Origin of the sequence: Pseudomonas sp. CMR5c (assembly GCF_003850545.1) — a bacterium.
Classification (GTDB): Bacteria; Pseudomonadota; Gammaproteobacteria; order Pseudomonadales; family Pseudomonadaceae; genus Aquipseudomonas; species Aquipseudomonas piscis.
In genome coordinates this window covers 6,057,883-6,078,897 of the sequence record NZ_CP027705.1, presented here as the reverse complement: position 1 = coordinate 6,078,897, position 21,015 = coordinate 6,057,883, and the positions used below count along the sequence as shown (strand labels likewise).

The 21,015-nt window shown below is 65.3% G+C and carries 13 protein-coding genes; 2 read left to right on the top strand and 11 right to left on the bottom strand.

The features are described from left to right. Window positions 1-57 precede the first annotated feature (57 nt). The 9 genes from C4K40_RS28050 to C4K40_RS28010 form a co-directional block, all read right to left on the bottom strand. Window positions 58-2,484, bottom strand: a complete 2,427-nt coding sequence (locus tag C4K40_RS28050) for a hypothetical protein (RefSeq protein ID WP_053134926.1) — start codon at window positions 2,482-2,484, stop codon at window positions 58-60. Window positions 2,485-2,494: 10 nt separating this feature from the next. Beyond that, a complete protein-coding gene (locus C4K40_RS28045; RefSeq protein WP_031320613.1) occupies window positions 2,495-3,670 on the bottom strand; it encodes a hypothetical protein in 1,176 nt (391 codons plus the stop codon). Next, the gene (locus tag C4K40_RS28040) at window positions 3,649-5,094 is read right to left on the bottom strand and encodes an alkaline phosphatase family protein (RefSeq protein WP_022641313.1); all 1,446 of its coding nucleotides are present in this window, start codon (window positions 5,092-5,094) and stop codon (window positions 3,649-3,651) included. The genes C4K40_RS28045 and C4K40_RS28040 overlap by 22 nt, the downstream gene beginning before the upstream one ends. Then, the gene (gene eboE, locus C4K40_RS28035) at window positions 5,084-6,322 is read right to left on the bottom strand and encodes a metabolite traffic protein EboE (protein WP_053134923.1); all 1,239 of its coding nucleotides are present in this window, start codon (window positions 6,320-6,322) and stop codon (window positions 5,084-5,086) included. The genes C4K40_RS28040 and eboE overlap by 11 nt, the downstream gene beginning before the upstream one ends. Next, the gene (locus C4K40_RS28030; RefSeq protein WP_022641311.1) at window positions 6,319-7,203 is read right to left on the bottom strand and encodes a TatD family hydrolase; all 885 of its coding nucleotides are present in this window, start codon (window positions 7,201-7,203) and stop codon (window positions 6,319-6,321) included. Before C4K40_RS28030 ends, eboE begins: the two co-directional genes overlap by 4 nt. 49 nt (window positions 7,204-7,252) lie before the next feature. Beyond that, window positions 7,253-8,017, bottom strand: coding sequence for an EboA domain-containing protein (locus C4K40_RS28025; RefSeq protein ID WP_053134920.1), 765 nt, complete (start codon window positions 8,015-8,017; stop codon window positions 7,253-7,255). Next, the gene (locus tag C4K40_RS28020) at window positions 8,014-8,898 is read right to left on the bottom strand and encodes a UbiA family prenyltransferase (RefSeq protein ID WP_053134916.1); all 885 of its coding nucleotides are present in this window, start codon (window positions 8,896-8,898) and stop codon (window positions 8,014-8,016) included. Before C4K40_RS28020 ends, C4K40_RS28025 begins: the two co-directional genes overlap by 4 nt. Continuing rightward, window positions 8,895-10,778, bottom strand: a complete 1,884-nt coding sequence (locus tag C4K40_RS28015; RefSeq protein ID WP_022641307.1) for a 3-dehydroquinate synthase — start codon at window positions 10,776-10,778, stop codon at window positions 8,895-8,897. The genes C4K40_RS28020 and C4K40_RS28015 overlap by 4 nt, the downstream gene beginning before the upstream one ends. A 581-nt stretch (window positions 10,779-11,359) precedes the next feature. Next, a complete protein-coding gene (locus C4K40_RS28010; protein ID WP_053134913.1) occupies window positions 11,360-11,911 on the bottom strand; it encodes a cysteine hydrolase family protein in 552 nt (183 codons plus the stop codon). Between the two features lie 158 nt (window positions 11,912-12,069). On the opposite strand from C4K40_RS28010, the gene C4K40_RS28005 reads away from it, so the two are divergent. Beyond that, window positions 12,070-12,996, top strand: coding sequence for a GlxA family transcriptional regulator (locus tag C4K40_RS28005; protein WP_371263484.1), 927 nt, complete (start codon window positions 12,070-12,072; stop codon window positions 12,994-12,996). A gap of 75 nt (window positions 12,997-13,071) precedes the next feature. On the opposite strand, the gene C4K40_RS28000 is transcribed toward C4K40_RS28005, so the two are convergent. Beyond that, window positions 13,072-14,280, bottom strand: a complete 1,209-nt coding sequence (locus C4K40_RS28000; protein ID WP_053134908.1) for an MFS transporter — start codon at window positions 14,278-14,280, stop codon at window positions 13,072-13,074. Between the two features lie 200 nt (window positions 14,281-14,480). Here C4K40_RS28000 and C4K40_RS27995 point away from each other — a divergent pair, with 200 nt between their 5' ends. Beyond that, on the top strand, window positions 14,481-16,586 hold the full coding sequence (locus C4K40_RS27995; protein WP_031320612.1) for a mechanosensitive ion channel family protein: 2,106 nt from the start codon (window positions 14,481-14,483) through the stop codon (window positions 16,584-16,586). 65 nt (window positions 16,587-16,651) lie between these two features. Here the strand turns inward: C4K40_RS27995 and C4K40_RS27990 are convergent, their stop codons facing one another. Continuing rightward, window positions 16,652-20,941, bottom strand: a complete 4,290-nt coding sequence (locus C4K40_RS27990; RefSeq protein WP_053134906.1) for a DEAD/DEAH box helicase — start codon at window positions 20,939-20,941, stop codon at window positions 16,652-16,654. Window positions 20,942-21,015: the final 74 nt, after the last annotated feature.

Genomic DNA, 21,015 nt, shown 5'->3' with positions numbered 1-21,015 from the left:
TGGACCGGGCGCGCGTGGCGCGCTCGGCATCCGTTCAGTGATGGTCGTAGTTGGGGATCACGGGCACTCGGTGAGATTGAGCTTCTGGGGTGGGTATCCCTGTTTCACCAACTGGTTGGCCCAGGTCTCCAGCACCCTGCGCCGGCTTTGCGGCAGATCCCGGGTGATGGGCATCGCCAGGGTGCTTTCCTCCTGGTACTTCTGGCTGATCAGGCGGGTGAACTGATCGATCGCTCCTTCGATGCGCTGCAGCGAGTCCAGCGGCATGAACTTGTTCATGATCGGGTACAGGTAGTAGAAGGGCCGGAGGATCCTGGGAAAGATGAACTGGTTCCAGATCCGCACGTTGGAGTCGGTGTACTCGTACACCTGGTTCCAGGTCTCGACGAACTCCTCGAGCAGATTTGGTTCCTCCGGCAGCACCCGGATCGGTGCTAGGAAGTCGGTGTAGGCGTCGTTGACGTTGAAGCTGAACGCCACCGGTTCATCCGCCAAGAAGAAGCGCAGGGTCGGGAAGCCGGGCGCTATGCCTTTCACCGAGATTTGCGCCACCCCTTGGTCGTCGGTCTCGATCAGCGCCACGCTGTAGTTCACATTGATGTTCGAACCATCCAAGGGGGTTTGCTGGGGCTGGCCGCCGACGAGTTGCAGGCAGGCCTTCAAGGACAAGGCCGAGGGCTGGCCGAGGAACGCCTTGTAGGTGATCGGCACGGACGCTTGCTTCTCGGCCTTCGACAGGGCCTGGAGCCTGCGACCACTGCCCACGGTCAGGAAGTTGGCAGTAACCCGGCTGTTGACGAACTGCGGCAGGTTCTCGGTGTTTTGACCGCGATCCTCCGGATAGTCATTGATCAGGGTGAAATCGACTTCATCGTTGGTGAACCCCAGGTAGTAGTTACTGGTGGTCGCGCTGAAGGCGTTGTTGTATTCGGCGACTCGCAGCCGGGTGCCCTTGGGCGCAGGCTTGCCGTTGCATTGCACCATGATCTTCAGGGTCAGCGGCTGGGGATCGCCGACATTGATGAAGCTGCCGCTTTCGATGACCTCGGCGGTCCAGGTCTGTTGCGCGGCGGCGACCAGTGTCGGGGAACTGCCCTGCAAGTGCAGCTCTAGCCGGCCTTCCTGCTTCAGCTGCTCCTGGGCCTGCGGGCTCAGCGGCAGGTCGAGCAGACCGGCCCGCTTGTCGTACTCGCTCTGGCGGTAATGCTCGAAACCGAAGCTGGCCAGGGTAATGGGCGTCGGGCTGTCCGTGGTGCGATAGACCACGTCGTAGCTGCCGACGTAGAACTTGCCGGGAACCGGGACCCCCTTGTTCGCCTCAACGATCGCTGGAGGCACCAGTGGATCGTCACCGACCGGAAAGAACGGAAAGGTATTGCCCAGATCCAGGGACAGTACATCGCCATTGGCCTGGGCGCTGATGACACCGAGGGTGACCGTCTGATCCCGGGTCGGCGGGTAGATGATCGAGTCGCCCGGAACCGCCTTGAAGAACGGTACCGGCTCCTTGGGAGCCAGGCGCAGCCCGGCCGGCGCCGTGGGGTACTCCTTGTCGGCGAACCACAGGCCCAGCGTACCGACGGTACGGCTGTAGGCCGGGTTGTAGAAGATATCGGCCACGTTGTTCAGGCCCTTCTGGTACATGTCATGCATCGCCTGCAGGGCCGCTTCACTCTTGGAGTGGCTGTTCACCGGCGGGAAGTCGTTGAAGATGCCGTTCAGGTCGTAGAAGGTCAGGAAGGTGGTGAATCTGAACATCAGGCCCTGGGCGCCTTGTTTATTCATCTGCTCGAACAAGGTCTGCAACAGCGCGGAATGACCGACGTTCCATTGCAGGGTCTCTTTCGGGAAGCAGGTCTGCCAGGTGGTGGTCACGTAGTTCAGGCCACCGAAAGCCCCCCAGTTGAAGTTAAGGAAGCGGTCGAGCATGCGGTACTGGCGCGGCATGACCAGCCCGCACTGATCATCGCCGATGGTCATGTTGTCGAAATACAGCGCGGTAAAGGTGTTCTGCCAGGGGCTGATATCGACGAAGCGCGCGGGGGTCGGTTCGGTACCGCCGAAGGGGGCGCCATAGAACTGGTAGCCCTTGTTGATCAGCGCGTCGTTGGAAATATAGTTGCTGGCCTGGAGTTCACCGCCAACGATGGTCGAGCGGATGTTCTTGTAGTCGACCGTGCCGCAGGAGTTATCGCCGAACAGGTCCCATTCGGCGGGAATCATCGGATAGCCCTTGGGACTGCCGTTACCGGGCACTTGCAGGACATAGTCCGGCACCTCCTCGTACTTCAGGCCCGTGATCATCCAGGGCAGCAGCTTGCTGCTGGCGTTGGCATCGTTGATGCCGAATTTGTTGAGGAACTTCCAGTTCATGCACATGTTCACCGCGTCGTACAGCGGAAATACGTCGTTGTTGTTGGCGGTTGGCGGGTTCCAGTACATGTGGCCGTTGAAGTAGATCCGTGGAAAGTTCAAGACGCTCATGAGCTGCTCCTTAGCGTTGCCATTGGGCGCGTTTCAGCGACCAGACATAGTCCAGTTTGTGGTAGCCAGCGAAGTCGGAAGGCGGCAGTACGGCGGTGGGGTAGACGATGCCGTCGTTCTCCGGGATGGCGAAGTCGAAGAAGGTGTTCTTCTTGATGGCGGCGGTGTTATGGCAGGCCAGGCACGAGGAGCTGCTCTGGAAGGCCGACTCCAACTGCGAGTTGGCCAGCAGCTTGGGCTCTGGATTATCGGGGTTGTACTGCACGCCGATGAGCTCGTAGTTGGCCAGCGTCGGGTTCTGCTGCTGGAACTGCGGATTCACCTTCTGGGCGGCCTCGGTCGGACCGGTGGTGTTGGTCATTGGCTGCGGCTTGGGCTGGTTGGTCACGGTGTAGTCGGGGTTGTGGCGGTTTTCGAAGGTGGTCCAGACCCAACCATCGGTCAGCTTGTTGATCACATGCATGCCGCTGAGCCCGGCAAAACCTACGTGGTAGTTACCCATCTTGTCGATGTAGAAGCCCTGGGCGATGTAGTAACCCTGGGTGGCGAGTTGCTGCTTGAAGGTGGCATCGCCACCGATCCACAGCCAGGAGGTCTTCAGTTCCCAGGCGGTGGCGGGAAACACCAGATCGGTGGTCAGGGTGGAGAGGCCGTTACGGTTGTAGACCTTCTTATTGACGATGTAGTTGTAGGTCTGCTCGCCCATCAACAGGTGGAAGCGCACGGGCTGGCCAGCCTGCGCCGGTGGTGCCTTGTTGCCCATGTAGAGGGCCAGGCCATCGACCTGCTGGATGCCGTTGTTGGTGCTGCCGTCACGGTCGTCGCCCAGGTTGAGGAACAGCCCGTTGGGGTCCATTCCGGGGATGCCACCGGCTGCCTGGGTCACCTCGACCGGAACGTTGGCAGGCATGTTGTACGGCAGGGGTGGTCCGCCGTTGCTGAGGTATACCTCGTTGGAGGGTTTGAAGGATTCCCAGAGCAGTTGTGAGCTTTTGGATGGATCGGGCTTGTTCAGGCACACGAACCAGTTCCAGGCCATGGTGTCCGGGCTTTGCTGGAAGGTCTTGAAGGTGCCGTCCCGGTCACCCGCGAAATTGAGGAAGTCTTTGCATTCGAAAGTGCTGGCTGCCTGGGCTTGCGCGAGGCAACCCAGCATACCGAGCACTATAGGGATGGTTCGCCGCATGGAATCTCCTTGGCCTGAGCCGTATCGTCATAGGGGCGCCCTAGGAAATGCGCTAGGAGCAGGTGCTTTACCGCAGTGGCCGGTAACTGCTCCGGCAGTGGTAAATCGCAATCGGTGATCAACAAGGGGCCGACCTGCTCGTTGCTCGGCAAGCGTCCATGGCTGCCGCGAATCAGTCCGGTGTCCAGGGGGATCAAGTCCATGTAGTAGCGAAAGCCGAGCTTCTTCTGCAGCAGGCGGCGCGCCACTCGCAGCTTGGGAAAGCGGATCGCCGGATCGACGAACAGCTCCAGTGGGTCGTAGCCCGGTTTGCGGTGGATATCCACGGTGCGGGCGAAGTCCGGGGCCAGGCGGTCGTCCAGCCAGTAGTAGTAATCGAACCAGAAGCCCGGTGCGGCCACCGCCACCAGCTCGCCGCTGCGCGGATGGTCGAGCTGCCAGGCCCGCTGCTCGTGCTTGTCCAGCACCTGCTCGATGCCGGGCTGGCGTTGCAGCAGCGCCTTGACCCGGGCGATGTCTTGCGCACGGTGCACATACACGTGGGCAATCTGGTGGTCGGCCACCGCAAAGGCAGCGCTGGCGCCGGGGTCCAGCAGCTCCCAGGCCACCGAGTGGCGCACTTGCAACAGACCCTGTTCGCGCAGGATGCGGTTGATGGAGATCGACTGCTGCACCGCCTCGATGCCGTATTCGGAAACCAGCATCACCGCCGCATCCTGTGCCCGGGCGAAGTCCAGCAAACGCCCGACCTCATGGTCGATGGCCCGTACCTCATCGGCGATGGACGGGTGCTCGGGTCCTACCCGTTGCAGGCTGTAGTCCAGGTGCGGCAGGTAGACCAGTTGCAGGTCGGGACGGGTGATCTGGAACTCGGCCATGGCGCAGTCGACGATCCAGCGGCTGGAGGCGATCCCGGCGGCCGGCCCCCAGAAACCCGGGAACGGAAACTCGCCGATCTGCTGCTCGATGCGCTGGTGCAGGTCCGAAGGCGAGGAGTACAGGCCGAACAACTTGCGCCCGTCGGCCGGGTAGTGGGGGCGCGGGGTGATCGCGGCGTCCACCTCGGCGTACATATTGAACCACCAGAACAACTGGCTGCAGCGCAGGCCGGGGATCTCCCGTTGCAGGGCCTGCCAGACCTTTTCGCCCTGGACCAGGGCGTTGGGTTGCAGCCAGAAGCGCACTTCGGCCTGGTCGCGAAAGTACCAGCCGTTGCCGACGATACCGTGCCCCGAAGGGGGCAGGCCGGTGATGAACGAAGCTTGTACCGTCGAAGTCACCGCCGGGAAAACCGGGCGCAGCTTGGCCATCCGCGCCCTTTGCAACAAGGCGTTGATCCGTGGCGTGGCCGCTCCCAGCAGGCTGGGGGTCAGGCCCACCACGTTGATCAGCAGCAGCGGCTGGCGGGCGCGCTCAGTAGGCATGGGCGGGGCTCTCCAGGGTGCTGGATTGGGCACGCAGCAACTGGCGCTGGCGCAGTTGTCCCTCGACCCACTGCAATTCCGCGGCAATACCCCGCAGCAGCGCCTGCTGGCCATCCGGACGCAGGGTGTCGGGCAGCACGTTCCAGCTGTAGGTCTCGACCTCCAGCACCGGTTGGAAATGCGGATGCTCGGCGAGGAAGTCGAAGGTGCGCAGCAGGGCTTGCTGGCTGCCGTGAAGCTCGGCCAGCAGGAACTGCTCGCTGAACAGCGGCACATGGAAATGGATCCGCAACTCCGGGCATTGTCCCAGCGCCGGCGCCGTTGCCTTTAGTGCAGCGGGCAGGTCGGCCCAGGCCAGCAGTTGCCCGCTGGCATCCCGGGCCTTGACCTGATGCAGGTAGGTGGCTTCGACGAAGTTGCCCAGGGCCTGCAGGACCTGCTCGCGGCGCCGGCGATCGGCGAATGGCAGCTGGCAGACCAGGGCGTTGGACAGCTGGATCTTGCCCACCGGTACCCGGGCCGCCAGCAGGCGCTCAAGGGCTTGGTAGCAGTCTTCGAACATCACCGCCTGGTGGCAGACATCGAAGCACAAGGCCAGGTAGCCGTGATGGGGATCGACGCTGCGCCAGTGCTTGAAGAAGGCGATGGCCTGCTCGGTATTCTCCAGCACGCAGTCCGGCTCCATCTCCAGGCACACCAGGATCCGCTTGCCGCTCTGACGATGCAGGCTGGCCAGTTCGGCGGTCAGTTGCCGCAGTTGCTCCTCGGCCTGCTGTTGCTGGGCCGGGTCCCAGCTGGCGGCATAGCCCAGGGGCACGCTGGAGATCACCCCCTGGTGACAGTCCAGGGGCAGCGCGGCAGCCAGCAAATGGGCCAATTGCAGGCTGTATTCCAGGCGCGGCGGCTCGGCCCAGGTTGGCCGGTAGACCTCGGCCTTCACCACGCCCTCATGGAACTGGCCATAGGGGAAGCCATTGAGCGAGGTCAGGCGCAGCCCGCACTCGTGCAGCAAGTCGAGGAAGGCCTCGCGGGCCTCTGGCTGCTGCAACTGGGCGGCGGCCCGGGCGCTGATCCACAGGCCGCTGTCCTGGACCGCCAGCCCCCGCTGCCGGCGCACGCCCTGGAACTGTTCCAGGATCGACGCCCGCAGGGCCGCGAGGTCCGGCGCCGGGTGCACGTTGCCGCAATAGCCCAGTTGCGCAGCGCTCCAGCCGCTCCGGCTGCTCATTTGACCACCGGCTCCTGGCCCCGCAGGGCAGAGTTGTCTTGCCACTGCCGACGCTGGTCGATGGGCAGCGCAGTGCTGACCAACTGCTTGTCCAGTTGCCCGCTCTGGGCGAAGAAGTCCACCGGGTTGTGGAACAGCACCTGCTCCACCTGGGCTTCGCTGAAGCCGGCGGCAAGCATCGCCTGCCCGGTCTTGGGCACCTTGAGCGGGTCGCTGATGCCCCAGTCGGCGGCGCTGTTGACCACCATCTTCTCGGTGCCGTACTGCTGCAGCAGGGCCACCATGCGCTGCTCGGACATCTTGGTGTTGGGGTAGATGGAGTGCCCGCGCCAGCAGTCGCTGTCCAGCACCAGGGGCAGGGTCAGCTCGTTGAGGTGGTCGATGATCACCAGGTGTTCGGCGATCCCCACCTCGCGGATCACCGCCAGGGTGCGCTTGGTGCCGCCGATCTTGTCCCGGTGCGGGGTGTGCACCAGGACCGGCAGGTTGAATTGCCTGGCCAGTTCGAGCTGGGCAGCGAGAAAGCGATCCTCTTCGGGGGTGATGTCGTCGTAGCCGATCTCGCCGACGGCCACCACGCCGTCCTTGACCAGGTAGCGCGGCAGGATCTCCAGCACCTCGTTGGCCACCGACAGGTCGTTGGCCTCCTTGGGATTCAGGCCGATGGTGCAGAAATGGTGGATGCCGAACATGCTGGCGCGAAAACGCTCCCAGCCCAGCAGGGTGTCGAAGTAGTCGATGAAGCTGCCGACGCTGGTGCGCGCCTGGCCTTGCCAGAAGGCTGGCTCGATGACCGCGGTGATGCCGGCGGCGGCCATGTTCTGGTAGTCGTCGGTGGTGCGGCTGACCATATGGATATGCGGATCGAAATACTTGGCCATGGTGAATCCCTGAGGTAGTGGTGGAGGAAGCTCGATAGGTGCGGGCGCTTCAGGTGCCAGGCGGGAAATGCCCCAGCCAGTGCGCCGGCAGGCGCTGCTGCTGACAGAAGCCGCGCAAGCGCTGGAGTTGGACCGGGCTCAAGAGCTCGAAGGCGATGGCCTGGGGCAGGCTGTCGTTGACGCTGCGACCCGCGGCCAGTTGTTCTTCCATGTGCTCCAGGGCCAGCTGGTTGAGGTCGACGCTGCGCCGCTGTTCCAGGCCGGCGATGCGCCCGCAGTCCAGGCCCATGCCCAGGGTCTTGAGCAGCAGCTGGTGGAAGGCCCGTCCCTGGTAGTGGCGGGCGACGAAGGGGTTGTCCAGGGCGATGGCGGCGAACACCTCGCGGTTGTTGGTGCGCCCCGCCTGCAGTGCCAGCTCCAGGCTGCGGCCCTGGTTGTCGAGGTCGTCCAGGACCTTGAGCAGCACGCATTTCTCTTGGTCGTCGCCCCACAGGAACAACTGGCGCAGCAACGGCAGCTGTCCTGCGGCGCCTTGTTGTTCGAGCAGTTGTCCCAGTAGCACTGCACGGGCCAGCTGGGTCAGGTTCCAGCCCGGCTCCTGCGGCACCGGCGTATCGCCAAGCCGCCGCCGGCATTGGGCGCTGAGCAGTACCAGGGTATTGGCCGATGGCTGGCTGGCCAGTTGCTCCAGGGCTTGTCGCCACCAATGGCGGGTGTCGCTGTCCAGTTGCTGCTCCAGCAACTGGCGGCGCTGGGCAAAGGCCTCATGGCGCATGGCGAGGGCTGGCGAGGAAGCGGTGACGTCCATGTTCATGTCGGCTTGATCCAGCGTTGAAGGTGGGGAAGCAGGAAGAACACCAGCACGCACAGCAGGCTGCCCAGCGGCTGGTGGGCCAGGGCCAGTACCAGGGCATCGAACAGCGGCAGGGCTGCCAGTCCTGCTCCGATGAAGGCACGGATCTGCCGCTGGCGCGGATTGGCCAGGTGGCGCTGGTAGTGCCAGCCCAGCCAGCCCAGCCACAGCAGCAGTACCAGCCAGAACGCGCTGTTGTCGGCATAGGCGGCCAGGGCCAGGGGGCTGAGCATCAGCAACAGCGGCAGGCGGCTGAGCAGCTGGTTGCGGTGTTCCAGGCGGGCCAGGTAGGTCAGGCCGGCGATGTAGATGCCCAGCAGCGCGGCGCACAGCCACAACGGCTGCGGCGGCATGGCCAGGCTGGCGGCGGCGGTCAGGTACAGGGCCGAGCGGCAGCCGCCCATCAGCCAGACGCTATGGGGGTACTTCTTGTGCAGCAGGTCGTAGGCCAGGATGAACAGTAGCAGCAACCCAGCGCTGGCCAGCAGCCAATGGGGCTGGGCGATCAAGTGGCTGAGGCCGAGCACCGCCAGGGCCGCCAGCGATAGCAGGGCGGCGGTGGCCAGGCTCACCTGGGTACTGCTGACCAGCCCCAGGACGATCGGCCGCGGGTTCTGGTGGCGGCGGTCCCAGTCGGCGTCGAGCAAGTCATTGAGCAGCATGCCCGCCAGGTACAGCGCCGACAGCGCCACCAGCAGCAAGGTCCAGACCAGCGGCGAGGGCGGGTCCAGGGTCGTCGCGCTGCTGGCCAGCAGGGCCGCGGCTGCGGCGTTGGTCCACACCGTCGGCAGGTTGGAGACTCGGCCCAGGGTCAGCCAGGTGGTCAGGGGCGACTGGCTCATTGCGCGCAGCCCTCGGTCCAGGCGAAGTCCGGGCCATGGCTGCCGGCCAGGCGCGCCAGGGCCTGCTCCATCAGCGGCAGTTCGATGTGATGCAGGTCGATGGACTGTCCCAGGCGCTTGAGCATCGGGATCGACAACTGGCCTCCCAGGTGCTGGCGGAACTCTTCCAGCCCTTGCAGCACCAGCGAGCGGCCCTGGGCATCCTTGAGGTTCAGCTCCGCAGGGCACAGGTTGAAGCCCAGGCGATCGAGCAATTGCAGCAGGCGCCGGGTCTCGGCATCACTCAGCAGGCCGCTGGCATTGGCGTAGAGCGCGTCCAGGGCCATGCCCACGGCCACTGCCTCGCCATGGCGCAAGCGGTGCTGGCTGAGGTTCTCCAGCTTGTGGGCGGCCCAGTGGCCGTAGTCCAGCGGCCGGCCGTTGCCCCGCTCGAAAGGGTCGCCGGCGCCGGTGATATGCCCCAGGTGCAGCTCGGCGCAGCGACGGATGGCGTAGCGGCTGGCGCTGTGCTCGAAACCGGCCAGGGCCTCGGCCTGTTCCTCCATCCACTGGAAGAACGGCGCGTCCTTGATCACCGCCACCTTCACCGCCTCGGCCAGCCCGGCGATCTGGTCGCGCGGTGAGAGGCTGAGCAGCAGCTGGAAGTCGTTGATCACCGCCGTGGCCGGGTAGAAGGCGCCCAGCAGGTTCTTCTGGGCGAAGGCATTGATGCCGTTCTTCACCCCGATGCCGGCATCGTTCTGCGCCAGCACCGTGGTAGGAATGCGGACCAGGCGCATGCCCCGGTGGAACGTGGCGCAGGCGTAGCCCACGGCATCGAGCACCGCGCCACCACCCAGGGCCAGGACGTGGCAATGACGATCCAGGCCATGTTCGAGCATGTGCGCATACAGCTGTTGCAGCACGTCTGGGGTCTTGCACAGCTCTCCGGCCGGCACCGTGATCGGCGCGGCCTTCAGGTACAGCTCGGGGGCATGGGCGCTGAAGTAGTCGCCGATCTGCTGTGCCAATTGCGGGCAGCAGTGCAGCAGTTGTTCATCGGCGAAGACCAGCACCGTGGCGCGTGTGCCGCTCGTTTGCAGCAGTTGCTGGCGCAGGCAGGGATTATCGACCTGGAACAAGTGGTCGCTGAAGAGCACCGGGTAGTGGTAGCTGACCTCGAAGCGCCCCTCCAGCACCTCAGGCTGGGCGATGCGGGATTGCATGGGGCGTGGCTTGAACAGGCTGCGGGCGCCGAGGAACAGGCCTGGCAGCACCATGCTGGCGAGGATGGTCGCCAACAGGGCGTTCTGTTCCACCAGCAGGCTGCCGATGGCGGTGTAGGCCAGGGCCAGGCCGGCATTGGCCAGGGTAGTGACCAGCAGGAACTGGCGCAGCGGGTAGCGTTGCATACCGGCGGCCAGTACCGAGGTTTCCGCCAGTACCGGAACTCCCCGCAGGCAGATCAGCGACCAGGTGCTGAGACGGTAGGCCATCTGCCCGGGCTGCCAGGTACGCAGGCCCAGCCAGCTGGACAGCAGGCGGAAGTAGCCGGCGCCCAGCCAATAGCCCAGGGCTGCGCCCAGGCACAGGCCGACGAAGATCACCAGGTAGCCGCCGATGGCACCCAGGGCGGCCACCGCCAGCAGTGCCACCAGGCTCGAAGGCACCGGCAGCAGTACATCCAGGGCCAGCAGCGCCACCAGCAACAGGGCGAGGCTGGTGCGTTGCACGGGATCGTCGGGGAGGAAGTTGCCCAGATGTTCGAGCAACTGCTGGATCTGCTCTTCGAACAGCAGGAAGCTGGCGATCACCAGGACCGAGAAGACCAGCAGTGAGAGCCAATAGTTTTCAGTTGTACCCTTCAACGAAAAGGCACGAGGCAACGAACTACGCTTCATCAAGCATCCCTCTTGATTGAAATGACCGATTCCATGTCGATAGTGCGAATTCGAGCGTGCGGGTAGTTGCTTCCTCGGCTGGTTTCTTATTGGTTTTCTAGCGGCTGAAGAGCACTTCAGTGGCGAGTAGCTATCAAGTTAGCCAAGGCCTTGGTTTTTGCAAGCAAGGCGAATGAACTGGCTCATAACGCAGTTTTATGGCTCGTAGGGAAACTATTCTGAAAAGATATTAAGGCGGGTTTCGGCTAGCAGGGCCGGGGTCTTGGTGAGGATGAAAGTTGAAGGGCTTCAAGCGATCTCGATACTAACGATTAGCAGGCTACTGAATAGCTGGCTTGTTTTTAATTCCATTTAATTGAATCGATTCATTGGTTCTTAGATTAATCGTATGTTTAATTAAACTTCCGGTATTAATGAAACTCATTCTCATGATTGCTTTTAAGTTGAATGCCAGCTTGATCTTTTTTAGTTGAACGACAGCCCAGCCAGTGCTGCCGTCTAGTTGTGCTGGGCAGCGTCCGTGTACAGGTTGCCTGTTGAGCCAGGCAACCTGCGAACGCAGCGCTGGAGCTTCGGGAGTGTCAGGCTGAGGCCAGGAACTCATCGGTGGACAGGACGCTGGCATAGGCGAATGCCAGGGCCGCCATCACGGCGCTCTGCACCTGGGCCGCGGGCACCTGCCTGCCGTTGAACTCCAGGTCCAGGGTGGCGCAGGCGTCGTGGATCACCTGCACCGGGTAACCCAGGTCGGCGGCGGCCCGGGCGGTACCTTCCACGCACATGTGGCTCATGTTGCCGACGATCACCAGTTCCTCGATGCCTTGCTGCTGGAGGAGCGTTTGCAACTCGGTTTCGCGGAATGCGTTGACGTGGTGCTTGAGCACCACCGGCTCGTCGCCCTGGTTGCGAGCCTTGGCGTGCAATTGCGCACCTTCCGAGCCTGGAGTGAAGAACGGCGCGTCGGCGGAGGCGAATTCGTGGCGAATATGCACCACCGGTGCGGCTTTCTGGCGAAAGGCCCGGATCAGCCGGGCGGCGTTGTCGGCAGCGGCTTCGACCCCCTCCAGCGGCCATTTGCCCCCGGCGAAGTAGTCGTTCTGGATATCGATTACGATGAGTGCCTGTCTGGCCATGGGATTGTCTCCAAGTGAGTGTTCGACCTGGGGCCCAGTATCGGCTTGCAGCGGCGCTTCGAGGATTGGCCGCATCGACATAAACCGGGGGAAAACTGACAGTGGCTATTCAAGGTGCGGTCGCCGAGCTGGGCGTACTGCTTTATCCGGGCGTGCAGATGGCCGCGGTGCATGGCCTGACCGATCTGTTCGCGGTGGCCAACCGGGTAGCCGGCGAGCAGTCCGACGGGCACCTGCCGCTGCTGCGGGTCAGCCATTGGCAGGTGGATGCCGAGCACGCTCCGATCCGGGTGTACGACAGCCGGCAAGGTGCTGACGGCGGGTTGCAGGCACTAGTGATCCCACCGGCGCTGGCCGGTTTCTGCACCAGCCAGGTCTCTGCGCCCCTGGTCCACTGGTTGCGCCAGCAGCATGCCGCCGGGGCGACCCTGGGGGGAGTGTGCGTGGGTTCGATCGTGCTGGCCGAGAGCGGCTTGCTCGACGGGCGCAGCGCCACCACCCACTGGACCTCGGCCAAGGCCTTCGCCGCCCGTTATCCACAGGTGCGGCTCGAGGCCGAGCAGCCCATAGTCGACGATGGCGACCTGATCACCACTGCCGGCCTCATGGCCTGGGCCGAGCTGGGGCTACGCCTGGTGGACCGCTTGATGGGGCCGGGAGTGGCCAGGGCCACGGCACGCTTTCTGGTGATGGAGCACAGTGACAGCGCCAGCCAGTGCGGCAGCAATTTCGCCCCGATCCTCAGCCACGGCGATGCCGCGATCCTCAAGCTGCAGCACTGGTTGCAGGCCAATGGCGCGGTGGATGTATCGCTGGCGGCGATGGCGCAGCAGGCGGGCCTCGAAGAACGCACCCTGCTGCGGCGTTTCCGCGCGGCCACCGGGCTCAAGCCGACCCAGTACTGCCAGCACCTGCGGGTGGGCAAGGCGCGGGAAATGCTCGAGTTCACCAACGGCACCATCGACCACATCGCCTGGACCGTGGGCTACCAGGACCCGGCGACCTTTCGCAGCCTGTTCAAGAAGATTACCGGGCTTGCGCCCAGCGAGTATCGCAATCGCTTCGGCGCCGGCCGCACCCCCTGAGCTGCGGGCGGCTTGCCTTGGGCCTGAGTGCAGCCTGGCTGGGTGCCGGCCGCACCCCGTTGCGCAAAACCTGCCTCAGTGACCCGTTGCGACCCGAGCGTTGTCGGTCGTTGCCGCGAAGGCCGGGTCCCGGCGGTCCAGGCGACCGCTGAGGGCGGTCAGGCCCAGGGCCACCAGCACCACCAGCGCACCGATCCAGGCGGTATGGATCAACCCCAGTTGGGCGACGATCAGGCCGCCTAGCCAGGCGCCTCCAGCGATGCCCAGGTTGAACGCGGCGATGTTCAGGCCCGAGGCCACATCCACCGCCTGGGGCGTGTGATGTTCGGCCTGGCGAACCACATAGACCTGCAGGCCGGGCACGTTGCCGAAGGCCACCGCACCCCACAGCAGCACGGTGAGCAGCGCCAGCCATGGGTTGCCTGCAGTGAAGGTGAGCAACAGCAGGACGCTGGCCAGCAGGGCGAAGATGATCTTCAGCGCGCCGATCGGGCCACGCCGGTCCGCCAGCTTGCCACCCCAGATATTGCCCACCGCCACCGACACGCCGTACACCAGCAGCACCAGGCTCACGGTGCTGGCACTGAAGCCGGAAATCTCCTGGAGGATCGGCGCCAGGAAGGTGAAGGCGATGAACGAGCCACCGTAGCCGACCGCAGTCATGGCGTAGACCAGCAGCAAGCGAGGCTGCTTGAGTACCTGCAACTGCTGCAGCAGCGACGCCGGACGACTGTGGGCGATCTGCCCGGGGACGTACAGCAGGCTGCCGATGAAGGCGATCACGCCGAGGGCGGCTACCGCGAGGAAGGTTTCCCGCCAGCCGAAATGCTGGCCGATGAAGGTCCCCAGGGGAACGCCGGTGACCAGGGCCACGGTCAGCCCGGTGAACATGATGGCGATCGCGCTGGCGGCTTTTTCCTTGGGCACCAGGCTGGTGGCGATGGTCGAACCGATGGAGAAGAACACCCCGTGGGCCAGGCCGGTGACGATCCGTGCCAGCACCAGGGATTCATAGCCGGGCGCGGTCCAGGCCAAGAGGTTGCCCAGGGTGAACAGCACCATCAGCGACAGCAGCAACAGTTTGCGTGGAACCTTGCCGCTCAGGGCGGTGAGTACCGGGGCGCCGATGGCTACCCCGAGAGCGTAGAGGCTGACCAGCAGCCCGGCGGACGGCAAGCTGACCCCGAGGTCGGCACCGATGGTGGGTAACAAGCCGACGATGACGAATTCGGTCGTCCCGATGGCGAATGCGCTGAGGGTCAGCGCGAGCAAGGCAATGGGCATCACTGCGACTCCGGTTGAAGTTGAATGGCGCGCAGTGTCCGGTTTCGACTCGTGCAGAAAAATACGGATATCGGCACAACATACTTGTCGCCAGGTCAAGGATCGCGGTGAAGCAATGACCGGAGAAGGGTAATCCAGGCGAACTTGCCGGGCGTTTGCTGATCAGTTCCTTACAGACCCTGCTGAAGGAGCCCCGCGTTGTGTTGAATTTCAAGACCGCGATTCTGCTCGGGGTGCTGCTCTTGCTGGGCAGCCGCGAGCTGGATGCCGCCCCCGCGCCCACCGCCCCGGCCGAGACTCCGGCCAAGCCGGAACTGCTGGTCGAGGGAGGGTTGCTGGGCGCCATCACTTCAAGCCTCGATGAGGTCCAGGACAAGCTCGACCTCAACCAGAACCTGCTCGATGCCTGGCGCCTGCGCGCCGATCGTGCGGCGGACGAGGTGGGGCGCCTGGTCAACCAGCCGTCGGACCGTTCTGGCTGGAGCGTGGCCGGGGACTTCCTGGTGCTGTCCGGCACCTGGCTCGGCAGCTTCGTGCTGCTGACGCTGCTGGGAGGCTGGCTGCTCCGCCGTCTGGCGCGACAACGCTGGTTGCTGGCCCGCCCCCGTGGCCAGGCCTTGCTGGAATACCTTCTGCCCTACACCTTGCCGGCCCTGATCAGCCTGCCCCTTACGCTGTACGTCAGCCACTCGTTGTCCGGCTCCGTGGGGCGGGCCCTGGCCTTGTGCCTGGCCTACGCCACCAGCAGCGGCATCGTCTCCACCAGCGTGCTGTTGTGCCTGATCGTGCTGTTCAACGTGGGACACAAACGCCCGGCGGTCCGGGTGATCCGCGACTATTGTCCCAAACCATTATTTCTCATGGGCTTTCTGGCCGCCCTCAGCGATGCCCTGGCCAGCCCGCAGATCGCTCGCCAGCTGGGGGGCAACATCACCAGCAGCGTGGCGGTGGTCACCGGATTGCTGGCCACGGTGATCTTCGCCGTGCTGGTGGTCCGCCTGCGCCGGCCGGTGGCGCAACTGATCCGCAATCGCCCGCTGTCCCAGCGTCTCGGGCAGCCGGCGTTGCAGGAGTCGCTGCGGATCTTTTCCGGGCTCTGGTACTGGCCCATCCTGCTGATGGCGCTGGTCTCGGCGGTCAACCTGATCGGCGCCGGCGAGGACAGCCAGGAAGCCCTGCGCTGTGCCTTGCTGACCACCGCACTGCTGATCGCCACGGTCTTTCTCAGCACGCTGCTGCAGCACCTGTTCAAGTCCCGCAGTGCCCAGTCGATCCAGCGCAGCAGCGCCTACAAGGAGCGCTTTCTCAGCCTGCTGCATGCGCTTCTGCGCATCGTCATGGCCATCGCCTTCATCGAGATCCTCGGGCGCATCTGGGGCCTCTCGCTGTTCGAATTCGCCCAGCGCAATACCGTGGGTCGGGCCATCAGCGATTCGCTGAGCAGCATCGGCCTGATCTTCCTGGTGACCTGGTTGCTGTGGGTGGTGCTGGACACGGCGATCCAGGAGGCCTTGAAACCACCGGCCAACAAGCGCTCGGCACGCCAGCCCAGCACCCGGGTCAAGACCATCCTGCCGCTGCTGCGCAACGCGATCAAAATCATCCTGGTGGTGATCTGCGCGATCACCACCATGGCCAATCTGGGGATCAACGTCGCACCATTGCTGGCCGGTGCCGGGGTGGTCGGCCTGGCCATCGGTTTCGGCTCCCAGCAATTGGTGCAGGACGTGATCACCGGCCTGTTCATCATCATCGAGGACACCCTGTCCGTCGGTGACTGGGTGGTGCTGGATTCCGGCCATGCCGGGACCGTGGAAGGCCTGACCATCCGGACCCTGCGCCTGCGCGACGGCAAGGGCTTCGTGCATTCGGTGCCGTTCGGGCAGATCAAGGCGGTCACCAACCAGTCGCGGCAGTTCGCCTTCGCCTTCTTCTCGGTGCAGTTCACCTATGACTCGGATGTCGACAAGGCCATCGAGCTGATCCGCGAGGCCGGTCGCTCGATCAGTGACGACCCGTTCCTCAAGTACAGCCTGCAAGGCGGCCTGGACGTGTTCGGGGTGGACAAGATGGACCTCAACGGCGTGGTGCTGACGGCGCAGTTCCGTACGGTGTCCGGTGGCCAGTACGCAGTCACTCGGGCGTTCAACCAGCGCTTGAAGAAGCTTGTGGATAACTCCCCGTGGGTGCATTTCGCCCAGACTTATCCACAACAGGTGATGCTGCCGGCGCGGCGGCTCCATGAAGACGAGTCGGAGCAGGATGAGTCGGCGCTGCTGCTGCCCGAGTCGCCGCGCGCGCAGTGAAGCGGCCGGGCCGCATGCCTGCTTGAGGGGGCTGGCAGCAGTGCTTGCGGGGCCGGCGGCTGCGGTTACAGGCGGTGCTGTACCAGCTTGTGGCGCAGGGCCTGGGCTTGCTCGGGGGGCAGTTGCAGCCAGATATGCTGGACCCCGGCAATCTCGGCGGCGGCCGGCAGACCATCGCGGTACACCAGGCGGTTGCCGCCCAGGGCCGGGACCTTGGGGCCGGGCAGCAGGGTCCCGGCGAGGTTCAGCGGGTCCACCCCGCACACCGCCACCAGGCTGCCGTCGTGAGGGCGCCGGCGTACTTCGCGCAGCAGCGGGATGGCTTCCGGCAAGGCGAATTGTTCCCCGGCCAGGCCGCTGACGAAACGCCCGCCACGGATCTGCCCACGGGCCTCCAGGCGATGCAGGGTGCGCAGCAGTTCGCGCCAGCTGGGCAGCCAGTCGGCCTCGCGCTCCAGCAAACGCCAGAACACCACGCCATAACGGCGCAGCAGGGTCATGGCCACATGTTCCAGGGTGGCGCTCGGATCCTGGCTCACCGAGCGCCGGAGCAGGGCCCAGCGCCCGGCGTCGTCCATGCCGCCGCTGAAAACACCGCGTCCGCGTCGGCTACTGCGTTGTTGGCGCTTGCTCGCCGGAGTGATCAGGGCACGCAGGCCGGCGAAGCTGTCGGCGTTCACCAGCCCGGCCCCCACCAGTTCCTGCAGCACGCTTTCCAGCTCGCTGCGCAGCAGGTGACTTTCATGCAGCAGTTCATCGAAGAACAGCGCACCTTGCTGGCCCAGCAGGGCCTGGACCTTTTGCGCCTTGGCCGAAAGCTCGGCGCCGAGCGGGGTGGCCAGGCTGTTCCAGATGGGGGCCTGGGCCCGCGGCAGGAGCACGATCGGTGTGCTGCGCAAGGCGCCGTTGGCCGGTTTGCCGCTGGCGTTGATCCGGCTCCAGGCCACCTTGCCGCTGCGGCACAGCTCATCCAGCCAGTGGTTGGAGTAGTCCTTCAGGCGTGCCGGCAACAGGTCGCTGTCCCAGGCCGAGGCGGCCGCCGGATAACCTTCGAGCTGGCCCACCACCTCGCCCAGCATGGCGCTGCCCTGGCCCCGGGTGTCCGCTGACAGGCGCTGCCAGTCGAACAGGAAACGCATGAAATCCTGCAACGCCACAGGCTCGATTTCCCGGCGCAGGCGCTTGACCGTGTAGCGATGGATCCGTGCCAGCAGATGACGTTCACACCACTGCTGCGCATCGCCTCCGGGGCTGAAGCGGCCGCGCAGCACGTAACCCTCGGTTTCGAGCCGGGCCAGGGCCCGGGCCACTTGCTCCTCGGGCAGGCCCAGGGGCGTGGCGACCTGTTCCAGGGTCAGCGGCGCGAAACCGCTGAGCCGGGCGCGGATCACTTCCACCAAGGCATCCTCCGGCTCCCAGGCCGGGTCGAAACCCGCTATCGGCAGCAACGGCGGTTGCAGCGACGCTTGTGGATAAAGGGCCTGCAGGCAAGCGATGCGCTCCACCGCCAGCCACAACCGGGTGTCGCTGGGCGCCCGCAAGCAACAGGCGCGTCCCTGGATGGCCAATGCCTGCAACCACTCGATCCACCCCGGGTTGGCTTTCGCCTCGGCGTCGCTGATGCAGGCCAGGCTCATCAGGGCCTCGTGCATTTCGTCGGTGCCGGCGGGAGTCGGCCAGGCTTCCTCGGCCACTGCGGCGATGGCGCCAGGGTCCAGGGCGCCCAGGTCGTCGCTGGCGGTAGGGTCGCTCCAGCGCCGGGCCAGCACTGCCTGGGTACGGCGCTCCTCCAGGGGCGCATCGTCGAGGAAGGTATAGGGCTTGGCGCTGAGGATCTCCGCCGCCAGTGGCGAGGGCGCCGGCAGGTCACGGCTGAGCAGGCGTACCTGGCCTTGTTCCATGCGCCGCAGCAGTTGCAGCCAGCCTGCGCTGTCCATGGCTTCGTGCAGGCAGTCGTCCAGGGTTTGCTCCACCAGCGGGTGATCGGGAATCTGCCGTTCGCCGGCGAGGTTCTCCAGGCAGGCGATCTGGTCGGGAAACACACTGGCGATCAGGTCTTCGCTCTTCATCCGCTGGATCTGCGGCGCCACTTTGCGTCCGCCGCTGTAGCGTGGCAGGGCCAGGGCCACCCCGGCATTCCAGCGCCAGCGCACGCCGAACAGCGGGGCATCGAGCAGGGCCTGGACCAGGATGTGCTCGGCGCTGTTGCTATGCAGGTAGCGCCACACTTCATCCAGGGCGAAGCTGTGGCTGGTGGACAGCGACAAGACGATGGCGTCTTCGCTGGCCGCGGCCTGCAGCTCGAAATTGAAGGTGCGGCAGAAGCGTTTGCGCAGGGCCAGGCCCCAGGCGCGGTTGATGCGGCTGCCGAAGGGACTGTGGATTACGAGCTGGGTGCCGCCGGACTCATCGAAGAAGCGCTCCATGATCAAGGTGCCCTGGGACGGCAGGGCACCCAGGGCCTGGCGAGCCGGCGCCAGGTATTCCACCAGCTGTTCGGCGCAGGCCTGGCTCAGGCCCGGTTCCTCTCGCAGCCAGTCGATGGCCGCTTGCAGCTGGCCCGGGGCGGCGCCCAGCAATTGATCCAGGCGGGCCAGCAGGCGCGCCACGGCCGCCGACAATTCGGTGCTGCGCCCAGGTGCCTCGCCGAGCCAGAACGGCAGGCTCGGTGGCTGGCCGGGAGCGTCCTCGACCCGCACCTTGCCGGTTTCCACCCGCAGGATGCGATAGGAGTTGTTGCCCAGTTGGAACACGTCGCCGGCATGGCTTTCCACGGCGAAGTCTTCGTTGACGCTGCCGATGTTCAGGCCCTGGGGTTCGAGCAGCACGCTGTAGTCGGCGTTGTCGGGAATGGTGCCGCCGCTGGTGACCGCAGTCAGCCTGGCGCCGCGGCGCCCGCGCAGGGTCCGGGCCAGGGCGTCGCGATGCAGGTAGGCGCTGCGCAGGCCCTGGCGGCCATTGAAGCCTTCGGCGAGCATCCGCAGCAGCGCCTGGTAGTGCTGCGAGTCGAGCCCGGCATAGGGGCTGGCGCGGCGCACCAACTCCAGCAGCGCGTCTTCCGACCACTCTTGGCAGCTGACTTCGGCGACGATCTGCTGGGCCAGCACATCCAGCGGCGCCCTGGGGATCGACAGGCTGTCCAGCTCGCCCCGGCGCACGCAATCGAGCAGGGCGGTGCACTCGATCAGGTCGTCGCGGGTCAAGGCGAACAAGCGGCCCTTGGGGGTGCCGCCAACCTGGTGTCCGGAACGCCCGACCCGTTGCAAAAAGGCCGAGATCGAGCCCGGCGAGCCGATCTGGCAGACCAGGTCGACGTCGCCGATGTCGATGCCCAGCTCCAGGGACGCGGTGGCCACCAGTACTTGCAACTCGCCGGCCTTGAGCCGCTGTTCGGCGGCCAGGCGTTGCTCCTTGGCCAGGCTGCCGTGGTGGGCGGCCACCGCCTGGCGTCCCAGGCGCTCGCTCAAGTAGCGGCTCAAGCGCTCGGCCAGGCGCCGGGTGTTGACGAATATCAGGGTGGTGCGATGGTCCCGGGCGAGGCTCGCCAGGCGGTCGTACACCAGGCCCCAGACATCGGTGGACATCACCGCCGATAACGGCACGGGCGGCACCTCGATGTCCAGGTCCCGGGGGCGGGAGTGGCCGATATCGACGATCTCGCAGGGGCGGTCGTGTCCGGCCAGGAAGCGCGATACCGCCTCAATGGGTTTCTGCGTGGCGGACAGGCCGATGCGGAGCAAGGGCGCGCTGCATAACGCCTGCAAGCGTTCCAGGCTCAGGGCCAGGTGGCTGCCGCGCTTGCTGCCGGCCAGGGCGTGGATTTCATCGACGATCACCGTCCGGGTGCTGGCCAGCATCCGACGTCCCGAGTCCGAGCCCAGCAGCACATAGAGCGATTCGGGAGTGGTGACGAGGATCTGCGGCGCGTTCCGGCGCATGGCGTTGCGCTCTTTCTGCGGGGTGTCGCCAGTGCGCACGGCAGTACGGATGGCCAACTCCGGCAGGCCCATCAGGCGCAGCTGCTCGGTGATCCCGGCCAGGGGTTGCTGGAGGTTGACCTGGATATCGTTGCTCAGGGCCTTGAGCGGCGAGACATAGACCACCAGGGTGGCGTCCGGCAGTTCGCCACCTGCGGCCAGGCCCTGGCGCACCAGGTCGTCGAGAACGGCGAGAAAGGCTGTCAGGGTCTTGCCCGAGCCGGTGGGGGCGGCGATCAGCGTCGAACGTCGCTGGGCGATCAACGGCCAGGCTTGGGCCTGGGCCGGGGTCACGGCGGCGAAGGTACGCTGGAACCAGGCCCGGACGGCTGGGTGGAAAGCGTCCAGTGACAGGTTCGCGGATTCGGCAAGGTTCATGCCTGACGTTATGCGGCCGCCCGGGGCAACTTGCAAGCGCCCGCCTGGCGACTACCCGCGCCTTTTGTCCGATG